Here is an 18,202-nt window from a genome sequence, read left to right as displayed (position 1 = left end):
CTTTTTTCCCGGATGCAGCAAGGAAAAACATGTTGCGGCCATCACAGTTCAGGCCGGAAGTGCGCCGTGCTTAACCGGGTTGAATCCTGTATAATCGCGCTTTTCCTGAACCAGACTAATGCGAATATTTTGACCAGCACTCAACTTACGTGGCAAGCCCTGCAGCCGGATAGCTCACGCTACCAATCACTTTTCTCAACCGTCTCTCTGGAAGATAGCGATACGCTTGCCGCGGTTCAGCCGCGTCTGCTGAATGCGCTGGCGCATTTACATCATCAAACGCTGGGCTTTCCGCTGCTGCTGTTACGCAGCCAGGAAAACAGTGATTATCTGGCGTGGATTGCCGAAGCAGCGCAGCGCTTTCAGCCTGACGAGGACGCGCTGTACGGCGGTGATTACCATGTGATGGGCGACAACGTCAGCCTGCAGCCACCTGTCGATGCCAGCCGTCCCTTCACCAGCACCGGCGGCGTGCATTACGCCGACTGGATTGAGTCCGAGCAGCTGTTTGGCTGCGTGCGTCAGTATAAAGATCGCGTACAGCTGGAGCCCGGTCTGCTGCATCAGGCTAACGGTGGCACGCTGATTCTGTCGATCAATACCCTGCTGGCGCAGCCGCTGCTGTGGCTACGCCTGCGCAAAGTGATCGAACTGGGCCGCTTCGACTGGTACTCACCGGACGAGCGCCGTCCCCTGCCGGTGACCATTCCCCCACTGCCGCTGCAGCTGCGTCTGATTTTATGCGGCGATCGCGAGGCGCTGGCCAGCTTCCAGGAACTGGACGTTGAAGTGCACGAAATGGCGCTCTACAGCGAGTTCGAAGAGAATCTCCAGCTGGTCGATGAGGATGACATGGCCAACTGGTGTCGCTGGACGCTATGCCAGGCGGAACGGGCCGGCCTGACGCCACCCGAAGCTGATTTCTGGCCGCTGCTGATCCAGGAAGCGGTGCGTCTGACCGGCGATCAGGACACGCTGCCGCTGTGCCCGCGCTGGCTGCGCCGTCAGCTGCAGGAAGCCGCGCTGCACGGTGAGACGCTGAATGGCGAGGCGCTGAAAGAGGCGCTGGAAGCACGCCAGTGGCGCGAGAGTTTCCTCGCCGACCGGATGCGCGATGAGATCCTGTTAAATCAGATCATGATCGAAACGGAAGGCGAAGTGGTCGGGCAGATCAACGGCCTGTCGGTGATTGAATTCCCTGGCCATCCACGTCCGTGGGGCGAGCCATCACGCATCACCTGTGTTGTGCACCCGGGCGATGGCGAATTTACCGACGTGGAGCGCAAAGCGGAGCTTGGCGGCAACATCCACGCCAAAGGCATGATGATCATGCAGGCATATCTGATTTCCGAGCTGGAGCTGGAACAGCAGCTGCCCTTCTCGGCATCGCTGGTGTTTGAACAGTCTTACTCCGAAGTCGACGGTGACAGCGCTTCGCTGGCCGAGCTGTGTGTGCTGATCAGCGCGCTGGCAAACCAGCCGCTGAACCAGCAGATTGCCGTTACCGGTTCGGTGGACCAGTTTGGTAACGTGCAGCCGGTGGGTGGTCTGAATGAGAAAATCGAAGGCTTCTTCCATATCTGCCAGTCGCGCGAGCTGACCGGCAAACAGGGCGTGATTCTGCCTGCCAGCAACGTGCGCCATCTCAGCCTCAGCGACGACGTGGTAGAAGCGGTGCAGCAGGGCCAGTTCCATATCTGGGCGATTGAGCGCGTTGACGAAGCGCTGCCGCTGTTAACCGGTATTGCCTGGCAGAGCGAAAGCGGCGACTCGCTGCTGAGCACCATTCAGGAGCGCATTACTCAGCTCAATCAGCAGGAAAACCGACCGCGGCCCTGGCCATTACGCTGGCTCAACTGGTTCAACCACAGCTGATTACATTGCCCAGCGTACAACTGTTCGCTAATATTCGGGCTTCACTAAAAGAAGGCATATTGAGAACATGGTAGATAAACGCGAATCCTATAGCAAAGAAGACCTGATTGCCTCTGGTCGCGGCGAACTGTTTGGCGAGAATGGCCCACCGCTTCCGTCTGACAACATGTTGATGATGGACCGCGTGGTCAAAATGACCGAAGACGGCGGCAAATTCGATAAAGGTTATGTGGAAGCCGAACTGGATATCCGCCCTGACCTGTGGTTCTTTGATTGCCACTTTAAAGGCGATCCGGTGATGCCAGGCTGTCTGGGTCTGGATGCTATGTGGCAGCTGGTTGGCTTCTATCTCGGCTGGCTGGGTGCGGAAGGTAAAGGCCGTGCGCTGGGTGTGGGTGAAGTGAAATTCACCGGCCAGGTTCTGCCGACGGCGAAGCTGGTTACTTACAAAATTCACTTCAAACGCGTCATCAACCGCAAGCTGGTGATGGGCGTGGCCGATGGCGAAGTGTTCGTCGACGGTAACCTGATTTACACCGCGACTGACCTGAAAGTGGGCCTGTTTAAAGACACTTCAGCGTTCTGACCCGCCAACAAAAACCTCCGCACGCAGCGGAGGTTTTTTTCCTGTTTACAGACATCCGACGGTGCCTAAGCCACCGCCGACCTGTCCTCCATGGCTTGTCGCCAACCTCCCAACCAGTGAGACCGGGCATCGATCATTTGATAAGGGCATATCTCTTTTGAGCGGCCGGTAATGCCTGCCTGATAGCCTCGTGAATGTGCTCGTTCCAGGCGGTCTCTCTTCTGTCTCTTCATACCTCGTTTCCCTCATTTCAGGTCTGGTGGAATCTGGTGGAAAGAAAGAGTGGTGAATTAATGTTCAACCACAGTAATGTTCTAACCTGTGGTGGGTGAAAGGTCAATGCGCAAAATTCACGCCAATGTCATCAATTTGCCGTGAAATCGACACAAATCCCTCAGTGCTGCCGCCATATCTGGCTGATTCCGCAATAAAAAAGTCCCTGATTTGCGCGCCGTCACATAACGGCAAATCAGGGACTTAGCATAAGCATCGAACAAATCCTAATTTAGCGTCACCACGCTGTTAGCGATTTGCTGTGCCGTTTGCTGCCAGCCGAGCGCCAGCGTGCGCACCAGCGCATCGTAGCCATCTTCGGTCTGCGGCAGCGTCAGATTAAAGCCATGTTTGATAAGCCGGCCTTGATGTTGCAACAGCCATTCACCGCTTACTACCACCTTGCCGTCATAACGGCCGTGGAAGCCGGTGACATGCACGCTGAGCGTATCGTGCGTGTCACCCAGCGGCTGACTGGCCACCAGCCGGCCGGGCAACGCCTGGCCGAGGTTACTCACCAGTGTCTGCTGCAGCTGCTGGTCGAGCGGACTGGCCCACAGATTGTTGGCGGCAATCACGTACTTCACGTCGCTGGTTTGATAAACCAGCCCGTTGCCGGCGAGATAATCCGGCACGCTCACCTGTTCAACCCAAATCATCGGCTGGCTGGCGGAGGCGTCACTGCTGACGCGCGCCATATTGCTGCCCGCAGGCAGCTGGTAATAAGTGGTGTCGATGGTGCTGCTGCAGCCCGCCAGCAGCAGCACAGCACCGATAATCAGCCCTTTTTTCACTGTTTCGCCCTCTTTGGCTGCGGATCCTGACCCGGTTTGGCTTCAAATACCAGCGCGTTGCTCTTACTGTTGAGCGTTTTCAGCACCGGCTGCAATTCGCGCAGCACCTGGTCAAGGCGCTGCATATCGCCCACCAGTTTGTTATAGGCTGGCGATCCCGGCTGCAGCCCCTTCATGCTGCGATTAAGCTCGCGCAGGGTTTGCTGCATATCGGCCGGCAGCGTTTTCATCGCCGGGTTGGCGGTGATCTGATTGAGGTTATCCAGCGTTTTCTGCAGCTGCTGCAGGGTGCGCTGGCTCTCTTTCAGCGTGCCGGTGGCCTGGTTGATCATCGGGTTGAGCGGCAGCGCGTTGATCTTATCCAGCGCCGCCATCAGTTTCTGCTGAATCTGGCTCAGACCGCCGCTCACGGTCGGAATCACCTCCAGCCCCGCCACTTCGTTCGGTCCTTTGTAAGCCGGTGCATTGTCATAGAAGTCGAGATCGACAAACAGCGCACCGGACAGCAGGTTGCCGGTTTTCAGCGTGGCGCGCAGGCCGCGTTTCTTACCATCCTGCAGATGCTGTTCAAGATTGAAGTCGCCACCCAGACGGCTGATAAAGCGGTCCGGCTCAATGCGGATCAGCACCGGCACGCGGTAATCGGTGTTCAGCGCCTGATTCACGCCCGGGATCATGTAAGGCACCTGAGCCACGGTACCAAGACGAATGCCGCGGAACTCTACCGGAGCGCCGACCTGCAGACCACGAATCGAGTCGCTGAAGAACATCAGGAAATCAGTGTGCTTGGTGTACAGCGAATCCTGAATGCTGCGCTGGTCATCATACAGGTGGTAGTCGTCCTGGTTTTTGGCCAGCTCGCCGAGTTCCCAGCCGTCCGGCACGTCAAAGCTCACACCACCGCTAAACAGGGTCGTCAGCGAGCCCATTTCGACGCGCATGCCGGAAGCGGACATATCCACCGCAATGCCGCTGTCTTTCCAGAAGCGCACATTGGTGGTAATCAGCCGATCGTAAGGCGCGGCGATGAACAGCTGATAGGTCATCATGCGCTTGTCGGTATCAAAGGTGCTGGTTTCCACCGTGCCGACGCGATAGCCGCGGAACAGCACCGGATCGCCCGGATTAAGCTGGCCGGCTTTTTTGCTGTCGAGGATGACGCGAATACCTTTGGCATCCGGCGGTGCCAGCGGCGGCGCGTCGAGCAGCTGATAGTGCTCTGGCTTATCCCCTTTGGCGCCCGGCTGCAGTTCAATGTAGGCGCCGGAGAGCAGCGTACCGAGGCCCGTCACCCCTTCCCGGCCAATCTGCGGCTTCACCACCCAAAACACGCTGTCTTTATGCAGCAGTTTTTCCATGCCGGCATTCAGGCGCGCGGTGATCTCCACATGGTGCAGATCGTCCGTCAGTACCGCGCTTTCAACGGTGCCCACGTCGACGCTGCGGCTTTTAATGGTGGTTTTACCGGCAACAATGCCTTCGGCGTTTTCGGTGATCAGCGTGACCTGCGGTCCCTGATGGCTGAAGTGATAAAACAGAATCCATCCGCCGATTAACAGCGTGACGATAGGTACGATCCACACCGGCGACCAGCGTTTAATCTGGTCGACGTTAGCAATGCCGTGTTGGTTGTCCGTCAAGACGCGGCTCCTTACGTTCAGTTTCCTGTAGGCGATCCCAAATCAGGCGCGGATCAAACGTCATGGCGGCGAACATAGTCAGGATCACCACCAGCGCAAACAATAGCGCGCCTGGCGCAGGGTAAACACTCATCAGCTGGCCCATGCGCACCAGCGCAGAAAGCACAGCGATCACAAACACATCAATCATTGACCAGCGGCCAACAAACTCCACCACCTCATAAATCAGGTGCATCTTCTCGCTGTCGCGCCGGCCGCGGCCGCTGGCGTGCCAGCACAGCCAGCCAATCGCCACCATCTTCAGCGAAGGCACCATAATACTGGCGATAAAAATCACCAGCGCGACCGGCCAGGAGCCATCGCTCCACAGCAAAATGACGCCGGCCATAATGTTGGACGGATACTGTGAGCCGAGCGTTTCGGTCACCATGATCGGCATAATATTCGACGGGATATACAGCATCACCGAGGTGATCAGCAGTGCCAGCGTCCACTGCAGGCTGTGCTGCCTGCGCGGCGCAGCGCTCACGCCGCAGCGCGGACAGGTTGTCTGCGCGGCCGGCAGAATCGCGGTGCAGCACGGACAGCTGCGCAGCCCCTGCTTCAGTCCGCTGATGCCCGCCTGCGGCGTTTGCGCCAGCGGCGGCAGCGGATCGATGCGCTGCCAGACCCAGCGGCGATCGACGCACTGAAACGCACGCAGCTGCAGCAGACAAAACAGGCACCATGGCCAGAAGCTGCTGCCAAGGCCAATTTCACCGTAGGCCATCAGTTTGACGAAGCTGACCAGCACGCCGGCCATGAAAATTTCCGCCATACCCCAGCTGCGCAATTGAAACAGAATACGTGCCAGCCCGAGTCGCAGGCTGTGCGGCAGGCGCACCGGATTCACCAGCAGCAGAATGGCGATCATGCAGAAAGCCGGAATGCCCTGCACAAACAGCAGGAACAGCGTGGCGAGGCTGCGATAATCCTCGCGATCCATCACCTGCGGGATAGCCATCAGCGAGATCTGGCTGCTGAGACCGGCCACATGCATGCTGATAAACGGAAACAGATTGGCCAGCAACAGCATAAACAGCGCCGCCAGCGCATAGCCAGTGGGACGTTTACGCGGTTCGTGCCAGTTAGCCACCAGCGTGGTGTGACAGCGTGGACAGCGCGCACGGCTGCCCACCGGTACGGCGGGCAGTTTTACGGTTAAATCACACTGCGGACAGAGCATCCAGTGCTGCGTCTGATGCGTGGCACACATGCTGACTCCCTCTGCGTTATGCGCCGTTTTTCAGCGCTTCCAGCTCTTCCCACCGTTCAAAGGTGGTTTCCAGCTCCTGCTCCGCCTGCGCCAGCGCATCCAGCACCGGCTGCGTTTTGTCGTGCGGCTGGCTGAAGAAGTCCGGATGACTCATCTGCGCCTGCAGCTCACCGATACGCGTCTCCAGCTGCTCCAGCTTTTGCGGCAGCTGTTCCAGTTCACGCGTCAGGTTATAGCTTAGCTTGCCTGCGCTGCGTTTGGGGGCGTCGGCTTTTTCTGCCGGTTTAGTCGCTGCGCTTTTGACCGGTGCAGCTTTGGTCTGCTTGTAAGCGGCGCGCTGCTGCTGCGCATCATGGTAGCCACCGACGAAGGTACCGATCTCGCCGTTGCCTTCAAAGATCCAGCATTCGGTCACGGTGTTATCCACAAACTGACGATCGTGGCTCACCAGCAGTACGGTTCCCTGATAGCCATCCACCAGCTCTTCCAGCAGCTCGAGCGTTTCGACGTCGAGGTCGTTGGTCGGTTCGTCAAGGATCAGCAGGTTGCTGGGCTTGAGGAAGAGGCGCGCCAGCAGCAGGCGGTTACGCTCGCCGCCGGACAGCGCACGCACCGGCGTCATGGCGCGTTTCGGGTGGAACAGGAAGTCCTGCAGATAGCCGAGCACGTGGCGCGGCTTGCCGTTGACCATCACTTCCTGTTTGCCTTCCGCCAGGTTATCCATCACGGTTTTATCCGGATCGAGCTCCGCGCGGTGCTGATCGAAGTAGGCGATTTCCAGTTTGGTGCCGCAGTGCACGCGACCGGCATCCGCCTTCAGCTGGCCGAGCATCAGGCGCAGCAGCGTGGTTTTACCGCAGCCGTTCGGGCCAATCAGGGCGATTTTGTCGCCGCGCTGCACCTGGGTGGAGAAATCCTTCACCAGCGTTTTGCCGTCAACGCCGTAATCCACGTTTTCCAGCTCAAAGACGATTTTGCCGGAACGCGCCGCTTCACCGACCTGCATATTGGCTTTGCCCATCACGTCACGCCGTTCGGAACGTTCACGACGCAGCGCTTTCAGCGCGCGCACGCGGCCTTCGTTACGGGTGCGACGCGCTTTGATGCCCTGGCGAATCCACACTTCTTCCTGCGCCAGCTTGCGGTCGAATTCGGCGTTTTGCATCTCTTCAACGCGCAGCGCTTCCTCTTTGCCGAGCAGGAACTGATCGTAATCGCCCGGCCATGACACCAGCTTGCCGCGATCGAGGTCGACAATGCGCGTCGCCATATTGCGGATAAACGAGCGGTCGTGCGAAATAAACACGATGCTGCCGTTGAAGGTTTTCAGGAAGCTTTCCAGCCAGTCGATGGTTTCAATATCGAGGTGGTTCGTCGGTTCGTCGAGCATCAGCACGCGCGGGTTGCTGACCAGCGCACGGCCCAGCGCGGCTTTACGCAGCCAGCCACCGGAGAGTGACGACAGCTCGGTGTCCGGCTGCAGCCCGATTTGCTGCAGCACATCGTTGATGCGGCTATCGAGCTGCCACAGGTTGTGATGGTCGAGAATCGTCTGCAGTCGCCCCATTTCGTTGAGGTTTTTCTCGCTCGGATCTTCCATCACCAGGTGCGATATGGCGTGGTAAGCCTTGAGGTGTTCAGCCTGTTCAGCCACGCCTTCGGCGACAAAGTCGTACACCGAACCGGTGATATTGCGTGGCGGATCCTGTTGCAGCCGCGCAACCACCAAATCCTGCTCATAAATAATGCGGCCGTCATCCAGCGGCTGTTCGCCGTTGATGATTTTCATCAGCGTCGATTTACCGGCGCCGTTGCGCCCAACCAGACAGACGCGCTCGCCCTCTTCGATATGCAGTTCGGTGTTATCCAACAGCGGCGCATCGCTGAACGACAGGTAAGCGCCATGGATACTGATCAGTGACATAAAACTTATTCCTTACCGGCGTGGCTTACCAGCCAGCAGTTGTGAATTTGACGGTTGCGCGCAAAGTCCTGCGACAGCGTTTTTTGCGTAATTTCCTGCGCCTGCAGACCCAGACGCTGCAAGCCGTCCAGATCCATTTTGAAGCCGCGCTTGTTATTGGAGAACATAATGGTGCCGCCGCGACGCAGCATGCGCTTCAGGTTCTGCAGCAGCATCAGGTGGTCGCGCTGCACATCGAAGTCATCTTCCATACGTTTGGAGTTGGAGAAGGTCGGCGGATCGATAAAGATCAGATCGAACTGCTCATCGCTTTCGCGCAGCCAGCTCAGGCAGTCCGCCTGCATCAGGCGATGCTGGCGCCCGGTTAATCCGTTCAGGCGCAGGTTACGTTCGGCCCACTCCAGATAGGTGCGCGACATATCAACCGTGGTGGTGGATTTGGCGCCGCCCAGCCCGGCGTGCACGCTGGCGCTACCGGTATAGGAGAACAGGTTAAGGAAATCTTTCCCCTGGCTCATCTGGCCCAGCATCTGGCGCGCGATACGGTGGTCGAGGAACAGGCCGGTATCAAGATAATCCGTCAGGTTCACCAGCAGCCGCGCGTTAAACTCCTGCACTTCAAAGAATTCGCCCTTCTCGCTCAGCTTCTGGTACTGGTTTTTGCCCTTCTGCCGTTCGCGGGTTTTCAGCACCAGGCGATTGGCCGGTATCTCCAGCACGCTCAGCGTGGCACCGATCACGTCAAACAGGCGCTGACGCGCTTTGGTCGCATCCACGGTTTTCGGCGGCGCGTACTCCTGAACCACCACCCAGCCGGCGTAGCGATCGACCGCCACGTTATACTCCGGCAGATCGGCGTCATACAGGCGGTAGCAGTCAATATTCGACTGGCGCGCCCACTTGTCCAGTTTTTTGCTGTTCTTACGCAGGCGGTTAGCAAAGTCTTCGGCAATCTGTGCGCCGCCTTCGGCGCTGTTCTCCGCCAGCTGGTAGTTCTTCTGTACGCACTCCAGCGGACCGTTTTTCGCTTTAAACTGGCGATCGGCGCGCAGCTGCAGGCAGCTGAGCAGCTCGGGTGAGGCGCTGAACAGCGACAAATTCCAGCCGCCAAACTGCTGTTTCATGATGCGGCCCAGCTGGCTGTGCAGCGCAATCAGCGCCGGCTCGCTCTCCAGACGCTCACCGTACGGCGGGTTACTCAGCACCGTACCGCGCATCGCTTCGCCCGCCAGCGGATTTTTCAGCTGCAGCACATCCTGCTGCGCGAAGGTGAACAGATCAAACACGCCGGCGCGGCGTGCGTTGGCACGTGCCCATTCCAGCACGCGACCATCATTATCATAGCCAAAGAAGCGAGACGTGGTGGCGGCCGTGCCGGCGCGCGCACGCTGCAGCGCGTCGCTGCGCACCTCCTGCCACAGTGCATTGTTGTGGCGTTTCCAGCGGCTGAAGCCCCAGTGCGAACGCAGCAGGCCCGGCGCGCGATCGCAGGCGATCAGCGCCGCTTCAATCAGCAGCGTACCGGAGCCGCACATCGGATCGACCAGCGGCGTGCCGTTCTGCCAGCCGGAGCGCATCACAATCGCCGCCGCCAGGTTCTCTTTCAGCGGTGCCTGGCCGGTTTGCTGGCGATAGCCGCGCTGGTGCAGTGCAGTGCCGCTCAGATCCAGCGCGATGCTAACGCGATCTTTGTTCAGCCACGCGTTAATGCGGATGCCCGGCTGCTCGCGATCGACACTCGGACGCTCCAGATTCTGCCGGGTAAAGCTATCGACAATCGCATCTTTGATGCGCAGCGCACCAAACTGACTGTTGCGAATCACCTCATTGGTGCCGCTGAAGTGGATGGCGAACGTGGTGTTGCTGTCAAACAGCTCGCTCCACGGGATGCTTTGCGCGCCGACGTAGAGATCAAGATCGCTCCAGACGCCGAATTCTCCCAGCGGCAGCAAAATACGTGAAGCCAGACGGCTCCACAGCAGGCTTTGGTACATTACGCGGTCGTCGGCTCGGAAGTGGACGCCGCCCTGCACCACCTGCAAATCCTGCGCACCCAGCGCGTCCAGCTCAGTTTTCAACAGCTCTTCGAGCCCACGCGCCGTACTGGCAAACAGAGAATTCATATCGTCACTTTTACTCTTGCTAAAATTGTTGCGCATTATAGCGAATCAGCGTCCTATGTCATAAAGTTAGCTTCTTTTTGTCTGTACGGAGTTGTGATGATTACCCTGTCTCGCCTGTATATTCACCCGGTTAAATCGATGCGTGGTTTGCAGCTGTCACACGCACAGGTGCTGGAAAGCGGTCTGGCCTTCGATCGCATCTTTATGGTGACCGAAGCGGACGGGACCTTTATTACCGCCCGCCAGTTTCCGGAGATGGTGCGTTTCACGCCCGCCCTGCTGCCCGACGGGCTATTCATCACCGCGCCGGACGGCAGCCAGGCGCTGATCCGCTTCAGCGATTTCAGCACCCAGCCGGCACCGACCGAAGTGTGGGGCAACCAGTTCACTGCGTGCATTGCGCCTGACACCATCAACCAGTGGCTGAGCGGCTTTTTCCCGCGCCCGGTGCAGCTGCGCTGGGTTGGCGCTGAGCCGTCACGCCGGGTAAAACGCTTCGACCAGGTCCCGCTGGGGTTCGCCGACGGCTTCCCTTACCTGCTGGTCAACATGGCGTCGCTGCAGGATCTGCAGCAGCGCTGTCCGGCCAGCGTGCGGCTGGAGCAGTTCCGCCCCAATCTGATCGTCAGCGGCGCCAGCGCCTGGGACGAGGACAGCTGGAAACGTATTAAGATCGGCGAGATCACCTTCGAGATGCCGAAGCCGTGCAGCCGCTGCGTGTTTACCACCATCGGCACCGAAAGCGGCCACAAGCATCCGCAGGGCGAACCGCTCGCCACGCTGCAGCGCTTTCGCAGCGCGCAGGACGGCAGCGGTGATATCGATTTCGGCCTCAATTTGATTGCGCTTAACAGCGGCATCGTGCGCGTCGGCGATACGGTTGAAGTGCTGGAACGGCAGACGCCGCGCGCTTACGGTGCCGGTGAGGTGGTGGAAACGCTGCAGGCCGCCAGCAGCGCGCCGGCCGCCGTGACCATTGGCTATCAGGGTCAGCAGTTTGCCGGCGATAATCAGCAGGTATTACTGGAACAGCTGGAGATGCAGGGCTTTCGCATTCCCTATTCGTGTCGTGCCGGAATCTGCGGCAGCTGCAAAATGACGCTGGTGTCGGGTGACGTGAAGGCGCTGAAGCAGAGCGCGGTGCGCGGCGACGGCACCATTCTCAGCTGCAGCTGTATTCCGAACGGAGATATCGAACTGGCGTAAGCGCTACACCGCGCGGGCGAAGGGCGCGCTGTTCTCCTGCAACTGCGGCTGCAGGCGATCGTTCATGATCTTGATGGCATCGCCGAGCTGCATCCCTTTGCCCGCCACCGTCAGCGCACTCTGCGCCAGCAGACAGAGCGCGGCATTCTCGCCGCTCTCGACCACCAGCAGCTGTGCCTGTTCGCCGCTGTCGGCCAGCGTTACCGCCACCATATCGCCCGCGACGGGCTGCCAGCTGTGCGCATGGCTGGTGAAGTGCCAGCTTTTCGGCATCAGCGGCTTAAGGAAACGGCTGGCTACCAGCGCATTCAGCACCAGCTCGGCGCGCTGATCGCTTTTTAAACCGCTCTGGCGACAGCGCTCTTCAAAAGTAAAATAAAGCGCAGCGTCATCAACGCAAAAACCGCTGTCATTAAAGGCATCGGGCGTCAGCATTTTGCGCGAGAAGCGCGAGCGAAATAACATTCCATCGGCCAGATCCAGCATCATCCGGTCATGCTCTGCGTCGAAATACCAACGCCAGTTGTCATCGGGTTTGATTTTCATGGGGTGCCCTGTGGATTTACGCTGCGCTAAACGGCGCTGAAATTTAAAATATTGCTTTAAGGAAAAAGCTGAAAATTGTACGAACAGGACAAAATATAAACGAGCCGGAGGGAGAAATAAACCCCCCGGCCAGGGAAAGTGAGAAATGTCTTAGAGATGGGTCACGATATCTTTAATTAAACCCGGACCTTTATAAATAAAGCCAGAGTATATCTGTACCAGCGTTGCGCCAGCCGCCATTTTTTCCCGTGCCGCGACCAGCGAATCAATGCCACCGACGCCAATAATAGGCAGACGTCCCTGCAGCTCCTGCGCCAGACGGCGAATCACCTCGGTGCTGCGCGACTGAACCGGACGGCCACTTAATCCCCCCGCTTCGTCGGCATATTTCAGCCCGCTCACCAGCGAACGATCGAGCGTGGTATTGGTGGCGATCACGCCGTCTATTTCGTGGCGCACTAAACTATCGGCAACCTGGATCAATTCTTCTTCAGAAAGATCCGGTGCGATCTTCACCGCCACCGGCACATATTTCAGATGGCTTTCCTGCAGCGCCCGCTGTTTTAATTTAATCGCCGACAGCAGATCGTCCAGCGCTTCGCCATATTGCAGCGAACGTAATCCGGGGGTATTCGGTGAGGAAATATTGATGGCAATATAACCGGCGTGCGCATACACCTTTTCCATGCAGGTGAGATAATCGTCTTTGCCCTGCTCCACCGGCGTGTCTTTATTTTTACCAATATTGATGCCGAGCACGCCTTTAAAGCGCGCCTTTTTCACATTCTCAACCAGGTGATCGACGCCGAGATTATTAAACCCCATGCGGTTGATGATACCTTCCGCCGCCACCAGCCGGAACATGCGGGGTTTGTCATTGCCCGGCTGCGCGCGTGGCGTCACCGTGCCCACTTCGACAAAGCCAAAGCCCATGGCGCCAAAGGCATCAATGCACTCCGCGTTCTTATCCAGACCCGCAGCCAGACCCAGCGCGTTCGGAAAGGTCAGCCCCATACAGGTCACCGGGCGTGACGGCAGCGACTGACGAATCAGCCCTTCCAGCGGCGTGCCGCTGATGAAGCGTAACTGTTGAAAGGTGAGTTCGTGCGCGCGCTCTGGATCGAGCTTAAACAGCGCCGGCCGGACGATAGGATATAGCATGCACTCTCCTGAATGGCGGAAGCTTCGTGAAAGTCGGGTGCACGGGAATTTGTGCGCCAGAATGGTAAGGTGCTCTGGCGCAAAAGTAAATTACTCTGGGATGCAACAATTTGATCGGTATCAGCGTCGGGCGGAATAGCGTCCCAGACGATCGCGGCAGGCCTGTAAGCCGCTGTAAATCGCCGGGCAATACCACAGCAGTTTCAGTCGCGCGTTGTGCTGTAACACTTTACGCACCAGCTGATTCACCTGCGGCTGCCACTCGGCGGGCACCGTCATGTGATTTTTGCGGATTTGCGTCAGGCAGCCGTGCATCACCGTCTGGTAATAGTCATCCAGCAGCGCCTCATCGTGCGGCAGTTGCTGCTGCTGCAGGAACTGCTCACTGCCGGCGCGGGCGATAAAGTAATTTTTCACCCATGAGAAGTCGCGCGTGCTCTGCGACAGTGAACTCAGCATAAAGCGTTTGTAGTAGTAGCTCTGGCTGGTGCAGTACAGCGCGTGCGCCTGCAGATAGAGGGCGAACATAAAAGGCGCGTCTTCATGGTTCTGAATCGGCAGAAACTGCAGATCGAGCTGGTCAATCAGGCGACGCGAAATGATGCTGCTCCAGATCACCCGATGCGCCGACTGATGCTGAATCAGCGTGCGCAGCGTGGCGCTGCCGCCCGGCAGCAGGCCGCTGACGTGGCGCTGATGGATGGTCTGATAATGGCGCTGCGGCGCTGGCAGGTCGAAAAACATCTTCGCGCCAAAGCAGAACAGATCAATCTCCGGATGACGCGCCTGTACGCGGCGGAAATCGGCGAACAGTTCTGTCGAGACGAAGTCGTCAGCATCCATAAAATAGACGAAATCGCCGCTGGCTGCAGCCAGCCCCTTCATGCGCGCGGCACTGACGCCGCCGCGTCCGCCACTCAGCAGCGTCACCTGCGGATGCTGCGCAGCAAACGCCGTCAGCCAGGCCACGCTGTCATCGCTTGAGCCATCATCAATAATGATGATCTCTTCCGGCGGCGATGACTGACGTAACAGCGACCCCAGGGTTTCCGGCAGCCAGGGCGCGCAGTTCCAGTTAGGGATAATTACCGAAACCGTCGGCGTGCGGCGTGATGTCATGCTCATCCTCTTTCCTCTGCGTTAACAAGCGGCGCGCGCAGGCGTTTTAGCACCAGGCTGTGTAACAGACAGCACACGCCAAGGTTAAAGGCCCCGATCAGCCCCAGCCACAGCAGGTTGATCCAGCGATTCTGGTTCCACTCGATGGGCAGCAGCGTGCTGAGCCAGGCAATCAGCGCCGACACCGCCCAAATCAGCGCTACGTCGCGCGTCAGCCAGCTGAAATGGATGCCCGGCGCAAAGCGGCGATGCACCAGCCACGCCCAGCCAACTAAATAGAAGATGTTCTGCCCCAGCCACAGCCAGCCGGTGCCCAGCGCCCCGTAATGGACGGCACACCAGATGTTGAGCGGCACCAGCACGACGGCAAAACAGGTGAATCCCTGCATGTGCAGTTTCAGATTGCCGTTAACGTATTGCAGGTGATACAGCAGGCCGCAGATCGCCTGGATGCCGCTGCCGAGCGCATAGAGGCTAAGCACAAACGCCATCTCTTCGACAATTTGCGGTTTCTGCGTCCACGCCCACAGTAGCGGTCCGGCATAGCAGGCAATGGTGATGCTGAGCGGGGCCATAAAAATCGCCACCGCCTGGGTGGTATAGCGGTAGAGCTTCAGCGATTCGGCATCGCCCTGCTGACGGGTTTTCATGCCGGTCATGCGCGGCACAATCGCCTGCATAATCGGACTGCTCAGCAGCAGGATCCCGGTCGCAGCCGTGGCGACCACGGTGAACGAGCCGTACTCGCTCAGCGGCAGGGTTTTTGACAGCACCAGCCGGTCAATCTGCGAAATAAAGGTCCACACGGCGCTGGAGAAGGCGGCGCTCAGCGCGAAGCGGATAAAGGGTTTGAGCACGCCTTTCAGGTCGTCGCGCTTCTCTTTGCGCGCTGCGCGGGGCACCAGCTGACAGGATTTCCAGATACAGCAGGCGGCTTCGGCAATCGACACCAGCAATTGCCAGATAAAGAAGGTCAGCAGCGGATTCGGGAACAGCTGGATCACCAGTACCGCGCCAAAAGTACGCAGCGTGGTAATGATCAGGTTCACGCCGTTGAGCCAGACCTGATGCTCAAAACCGACAATCACACTGCGATACGGGCTGGTACGCCAGCGAATCGCGGCGGTGATCACCATGATCGCCACGGCCACCACCACATCGCTGGCGGGTAAGTGCTGCGCATCCAGCCAGTGCGTGGCAATCCATGGCGTCGCCAGCCAGCCGAGCACCACCAGCACCAGGGTGGAGAACAGGAAGAAGCGGGTCAGCGTGGCAAACAGCGCCGGAAACCAGACAAATTCTGCCTGATTTGCCCGGTAGCGTGCCGCCTCGCGCATCAGCGTGGTGGAAACGCCCGCGTCGAGCAGCTGCAGCCAGGTCAGCAATATAGAAAAGAAGCCCACGAGACCGTAAGCTTCCATACCTAAATGCTGAATATACAGGGGAACCACTAAAATACCTGACAGCGTCAGATAGATCTGGCCAACATAGTTGGCAATCGCGTTACGTTTGATAGACATAAAAACTCTGGCGTCTGGGTATTTTTCTCAGTGTTAACAGCGTGACACAAAAATACCCCAGCGCCCACGGGAGTAATTCTTAAAATTAACGCTGGCGCTATCTCAGCGGCTTTTTCTCATTTTCATCAGTGAGAAATAGAGGTCGGGCTGTTTCAGTAACAGTTTTTCCATTGTGCTCTGCGGTGAAAACTGATCGGCAAAGTAGCGCACCGCGTGCCGCACATTATTAGAGAACTGCGTTTCAGCGTTTAATTCCTGCTGTACCAGCTGTAATAACCCGCTGCGTAAATAACTCTGGCGATAGCGGTTTCGCTCCGGAATAAAGTGTGACAAACGGGTGACCTTTTCATACTCCGTCATAAATTGCTGATAGCTGGGCGGCGGATTAACCGTGGTGACCTCATGCTCCGCGCGGGCATCCAGCAGCCATACCGTTTGCGTATTTAACAGGCCGGCCAGCATCACATCCTGAATGCGTACCAGCGGAGCGGCATTTTTCACCAGCGCGGCGCGCAGGATAACGGCGTAATTATTCTGCTGCCACAGGCGCTGCGCCTGCAGCTGCTGAAACAGCTGCAGCGACGGCTGCAGGCCGCTGCTCAGTGCGCGTGGTGCCAGTGAAACCAGCATGCAGTTGAGCTCCGGGCGCTGATGGCTGAGCGTTGCCACTTCCTGCAACAGTGCCGCAGAGGGCACAAAACCATCAGCGGCAAACAGTAAAAACGCGTCGTCGCTGACGCTCTCCGCCGCTGGCTGTGGCACAGCGGTAAACTGACTGTGCGCGGCATCCGGCTGCAGCAGATAACACAATAGTGGATTAACGTTATCAGCCGCGACGCGCGCAGGCTGATCGGCAACCGGCTCAGCCGGATGCACTAACAGAGCAGACCTTCCCATATTCCTCTCCCTAAAAATAATACTGAATAATGGCCAGACAAAAATCCGCCCAATTAAGGCGCAAATAAGGCAGTGACTTTTTTTTAGCGTAAGAAAACTCAATCAATTATAAACAGCCCGCCGACGGCATGACTATTGGCCCTTGCCAGACTGGCTGATAATTTACCGTTTATTGTTAAGCGCAACTGAAGCAATCCCGGTCATAGTGCAGAAGTGATACGTAATATCGGTAACAGGAAACGCGTTAAACGGTGCGATTTTAATAAAACGCCACGCTTTGACACACTTATTCGCTAATTTGAGACCAGCTTAAAATGGAACATTCTAAACAGCCACTACGAAAAATCCTGGTGCACGCTTTAAACTTACGTCAGCGTTTGTTTGCTACTCCTTAAATTACCTCATCTATTTCTTCTTAAGCCTGACGACAATGGCGCGCCCGGCGATATGTGTCGACGGTTACACCTCTGATTTAACCAGGCAACAGCGCTTTTAATCATTCTCACCTTGCCCGTGACGGAAGCCGCTAATGAAAACCCGGCAACCTGTGGGTGCAATTCAGATTAACCTTAGAGGCGCTTTTCCCTTCCTTTATAAGCGCGGGCTATTCCCGCCTGACGGCTATCCATTGCCGGATAAATCATTTACGCCTCGCCGCCTGCTCTGTCAGGATTGAACGCATCAGTTCTCAATAATTGCTAATCAATAACTTTCAGTTATAAGGAGTGACCATGCGGGTTATTACGCTGGCGGGGAGTCCGCGTTTTCCTTCACGTTCCACGGCGCTGCTGAGTGTGTGCCAGCGGGCGCTGGAAGCGCGTGGCGTTGAGGTGATTCCGTGGAACATTCACAACTTTCAGCCGGAAGATTTGCTGTATGCGCGCTTTGACTCACCGGCACTGACCGCGCTGAAAGCAGATTTAGCGCTCGCGGAGGGGCTGATCGTCGCCACACCGATTTATAAAGCCTCTTTCTCTGGCGCGCTGAAAACCCTGCTCGACCTGCTGCCAGAACGCGCGCTGGAACATAAAGTGGTGCTGCCGCTGGCCAGCGGCGGCAGCGTGGCGCACATGCTGGCCGTTGACTACGCGCTGAAACCGGTGCTGAACGCGCTGAAAGCGCAGGAAGTTCTGCACGGCGTGTTCGCCAGTGATACGCAAATCACCCATTACGACCGCCAGCCTGAGCTGGATGCGCTGCTGAGCGAGCGCATTGATGAAGCGCTGGGAACCTTCTGGCAGGCGCTGCACCGTCGTCATCAACCCTATGCTCAGGCTGTATAA

15 protein-coding genes are annotated in these 18,202 nt (G+C 57.8%); 4 read left to right on the top strand and 11 right to left on the bottom strand.

Annotation, left to right across the window (positions count from 1 at the left end):
• Nucleotides 1-12 precede the first annotated feature (12 nt).
• Both CBW22_RS08360 and fabA read left to right on the top strand, forming a co-directional pair.
• The gene (locus CBW22_RS08360) at nt 13-1,875 is read left to right on the top strand and encodes an AAA family ATPase (RefSeq protein WP_088516437.1); all 1,863 of its coding nucleotides are present in this window, start codon (nt 13-15) and stop codon (nt 1,873-1,875) included.
• Between the two features lie 67 nt (nt 1,876-1,942).
• Complete coding sequence (fabA, locus tag CBW22_RS08355) at nt 1,943-2,461, top strand: bifunctional 3-hydroxydecanoyl-ACP dehydratase/trans-2-decenoyl-ACP isomerase (RefSeq protein WP_010616565.1); 519 nt, start codon at nt 1,943-1,945, stop codon at nt 2,459-2,461.
• 65 nt (nt 2,462-2,526) lie between these two features.
• On the opposite strand, the gene rmf is transcribed toward fabA, so the two are convergent.
• From rmf to rlmKL, 6 genes are all read right to left on the bottom strand, one after another.
• The gene (gene rmf / locus CBW22_RS08350; RefSeq protein WP_013508548.1) at nt 2,527-2,694 is read right to left on the bottom strand and encodes a ribosome modulation factor; all 168 of its coding nucleotides are present in this window, start codon (nt 2,692-2,694) and stop codon (nt 2,527-2,529) included.
• Between the two features lie 267 nt (nt 2,695-2,961).
• The gene (gene pqiC / locus CBW22_RS08345; RefSeq protein WP_021508310.1) at nt 2,962-3,528 is read right to left on the bottom strand and encodes a membrane integrity-associated transporter subunit PqiC; all 567 of its coding nucleotides are present in this window, start codon (nt 3,526-3,528) and stop codon (nt 2,962-2,964) included.
• Complete coding sequence (gene pqiB, locus CBW22_RS08340) at nt 3,525-5,168, bottom strand: intermembrane transport protein PqiB (RefSeq protein ID WP_021508311.1); 1,644 nt, start codon at nt 5,166-5,168, stop codon at nt 3,525-3,527. The genes pqiC and pqiB overlap by 4 nt, the downstream gene beginning before the upstream one ends.
• Entirely contained in the window at nt 5,140-6,423 is a 1,284-nt protein-coding gene (gene pqiA / locus CBW22_RS08335; protein ID WP_088516436.1) for a membrane integrity-associated transporter subunit PqiA, read from the bottom strand. Before pqiA ends, pqiB begins: the two co-directional genes overlap by 29 nt.
• Nucleotides 6,424-6,439: 16 nt before the next feature.
• Nucleotides 6,440-8,347: an ABC transporter ATP-binding protein gene (locus tag CBW22_RS08330; RefSeq protein WP_058775386.1), complete on the bottom strand. Its 1,908-nt coding sequence runs from the start codon at nt 8,345-8,347 to the stop codon at nt 6,440-6,442.
• A gap of 5 nt (nt 8,348-8,352) precedes the next feature.
• The gene (gene rlmKL / locus CBW22_RS08325) at nt 8,353-10,470 is read right to left on the bottom strand and encodes a bifunctional 23S rRNA (guanine(2069)-N(7))-methyltransferase RlmK/23S rRNA (guanine(2445)-N(2))-methyltransferase RlmL (RefSeq protein WP_088516487.1); all 2,118 of its coding nucleotides are present in this window, start codon (nt 10,468-10,470) and stop codon (nt 8,353-8,355) included.
• 96 nt (nt 10,471-10,566) lie between these two features.
• On the opposite strand from rlmKL, the gene CBW22_RS08320 reads away from it, so the two are divergent.
• Nucleotides 10,567-11,676 (top strand): YcbX family protein, encoded by a 1,110-nt coding sequence (locus tag CBW22_RS08320; protein WP_088516435.1) that lies wholly within the window; start codon nt 10,567-10,569, stop codon nt 11,674-11,676.
• A gap of 3 nt (nt 11,677-11,679) precedes the next feature.
• Here CBW22_RS08320 and CBW22_RS08315 read toward each other — a convergent pair whose 3' ends face one another.
• The 5 genes from CBW22_RS08315 to CBW22_RS08295 form a co-directional block, all read right to left on the bottom strand.
• Nucleotides 11,680-12,222: a cell division protein ZapC gene (locus CBW22_RS08315; protein ID WP_088516434.1), complete on the bottom strand. Its 543-nt coding sequence runs from the start codon at nt 12,220-12,222 to the stop codon at nt 11,680-11,682.
• A 150-nt stretch (nt 12,223-12,372) separates the two neighbouring features.
• Nucleotides 12,373-13,383: a quinone-dependent dihydroorotate dehydrogenase gene (pyrD, locus tag CBW22_RS08310; protein ID WP_021508317.1), complete on the bottom strand. Its 1,011-nt coding sequence runs from the start codon at nt 13,381-13,383 to the stop codon at nt 12,373-12,375.
• A 120-nt stretch (nt 13,384-13,503) separates the two neighbouring features.
• Entirely contained in the window at nt 13,504-14,508 is a 1,005-nt protein-coding gene (locus CBW22_RS08305) for a glycosyltransferase family 2 protein (protein ID WP_088516433.1), read from the bottom strand.
• Nucleotides 14,505-16,022 (bottom strand): lipopolysaccharide biosynthesis protein, encoded by a 1,518-nt coding sequence (locus CBW22_RS08300; protein WP_021508319.1) that lies wholly within the window; start codon nt 16,020-16,022, stop codon nt 14,505-14,507. The genes CBW22_RS08305 and CBW22_RS08300 overlap by 4 nt, the downstream gene beginning before the upstream one ends.
• A 102-nt stretch (nt 16,023-16,124) precedes the next feature.
• The gene (locus CBW22_RS08295; protein WP_141097300.1) at nt 16,125-16,919 is read right to left on the bottom strand and encodes a hypothetical protein; all 795 of its coding nucleotides are present in this window, start codon (nt 16,917-16,919) and stop codon (nt 16,125-16,127) included.
• A 731-nt stretch (nt 16,920-17,650) separates the two neighbouring features.
• Between CBW22_RS08295 and ssuE the strand changes: the two genes are divergently transcribed.
• Nucleotides 17,651-18,202 (top strand): NADPH-dependent FMN reductase, encoded by a 552-nt coding sequence (ssuE, locus tag CBW22_RS08290; RefSeq protein WP_088516431.1) that lies wholly within the window; start codon nt 17,651-17,653, stop codon nt 18,200-18,202.

This window comes from Pantoea sp. VS1, assembly GCF_002207995.1.
GTDB lineage: Bacteria > Pseudomonadota > Gammaproteobacteria > Enterobacterales > Enterobacteriaceae > Pantoea > Pantoea dispersa.
Note: the sequence above shows the minus strand (reverse complement) of the source record. Positions and strands in the feature narration are given on the sequence as shown.

Excerpts from the sequence above, each read along its gene's own strand:
- fabA (WP_010616565.1), top strand. The coding sequence starts at position 1,943 with ATGGTAGATAAACGCGAATCCTATAGCAAAGAAGACCTGATTGCCTCT.
- CBW22_RS08305 (WP_088516433.1), bottom strand. The coding sequence starts at position 14,508 with ATGAGCATGACATCACGCCGCACGCCGACGGTTTCGGTAATTATCCCT.
- CBW22_RS08315 (WP_088516434.1), bottom strand. The coding sequence starts at position 12,222 with ATGAAAATCAAACCCGATGACAACTGGCGTTGGTATTTCGACGCAGAG.
- CBW22_RS08360 (WP_088516437.1), top strand. The coding sequence starts at position 13 with ATGCAGCAAGGAAAAACATGTTGCGGCCATCACAGTTCAGGCCGGAAG.
- pyrD (WP_021508317.1), bottom strand. The coding sequence starts at position 13,383 with ATGCTATATCCTATCGTCCGGCCGGCGCTGTTTAAGCTCGATCCAGAG.
- CBW22_RS08300 (WP_021508319.1), bottom strand. The coding sequence starts at position 16,022 with ATGTCTATCAAACGTAACGCGATTGCCAACTATGTTGGCCAGATCTAT.
- CBW22_RS08330 (WP_058775386.1), bottom strand. The coding sequence starts at position 8,347 with ATGTCACTGATCAGTATCCATGGCGCTTACCTGTCGTTCAGCGATGCG.
- CBW22_RS08295 (WP_141097300.1), bottom strand. The coding sequence starts at position 16,919 with ATGGGAAGGTCTGCTCTGTTAGTGCATCCGGCTGAGCCGGTTGCCGAT.
- ssuE (WP_088516431.1), top strand. The coding sequence starts at position 17,651 with ATGCGGGTTATTACGCTGGCGGGGAGTCCGCGTTTTCCTTCACGTTCC.
- CBW22_RS08320 (WP_088516435.1), top strand. The coding sequence starts at position 10,567 with ATGATTACCCTGTCTCGCCTGTATATTCACCCGGTTAAATCGATGCGT.
- rlmKL (WP_088516487.1), bottom strand. The coding sequence starts at position 10,470 with ATGAATTCTCTGTTTGCCAGTACGGCGCGTGGGCTCGAAGAGCTGTTG.
- pqiA (WP_088516436.1), bottom strand. The coding sequence starts at position 6,423 with ATGTGTGCCACGCATCAGACGCAGCACTGGATGCTCTGTCCGCAGTGT.
- rmf (WP_013508548.1), bottom strand. The coding sequence starts at position 2,694 with ATGAAGAGACAGAAGAGAGACCGCCTGGAACGAGCACATTCACGAGGC.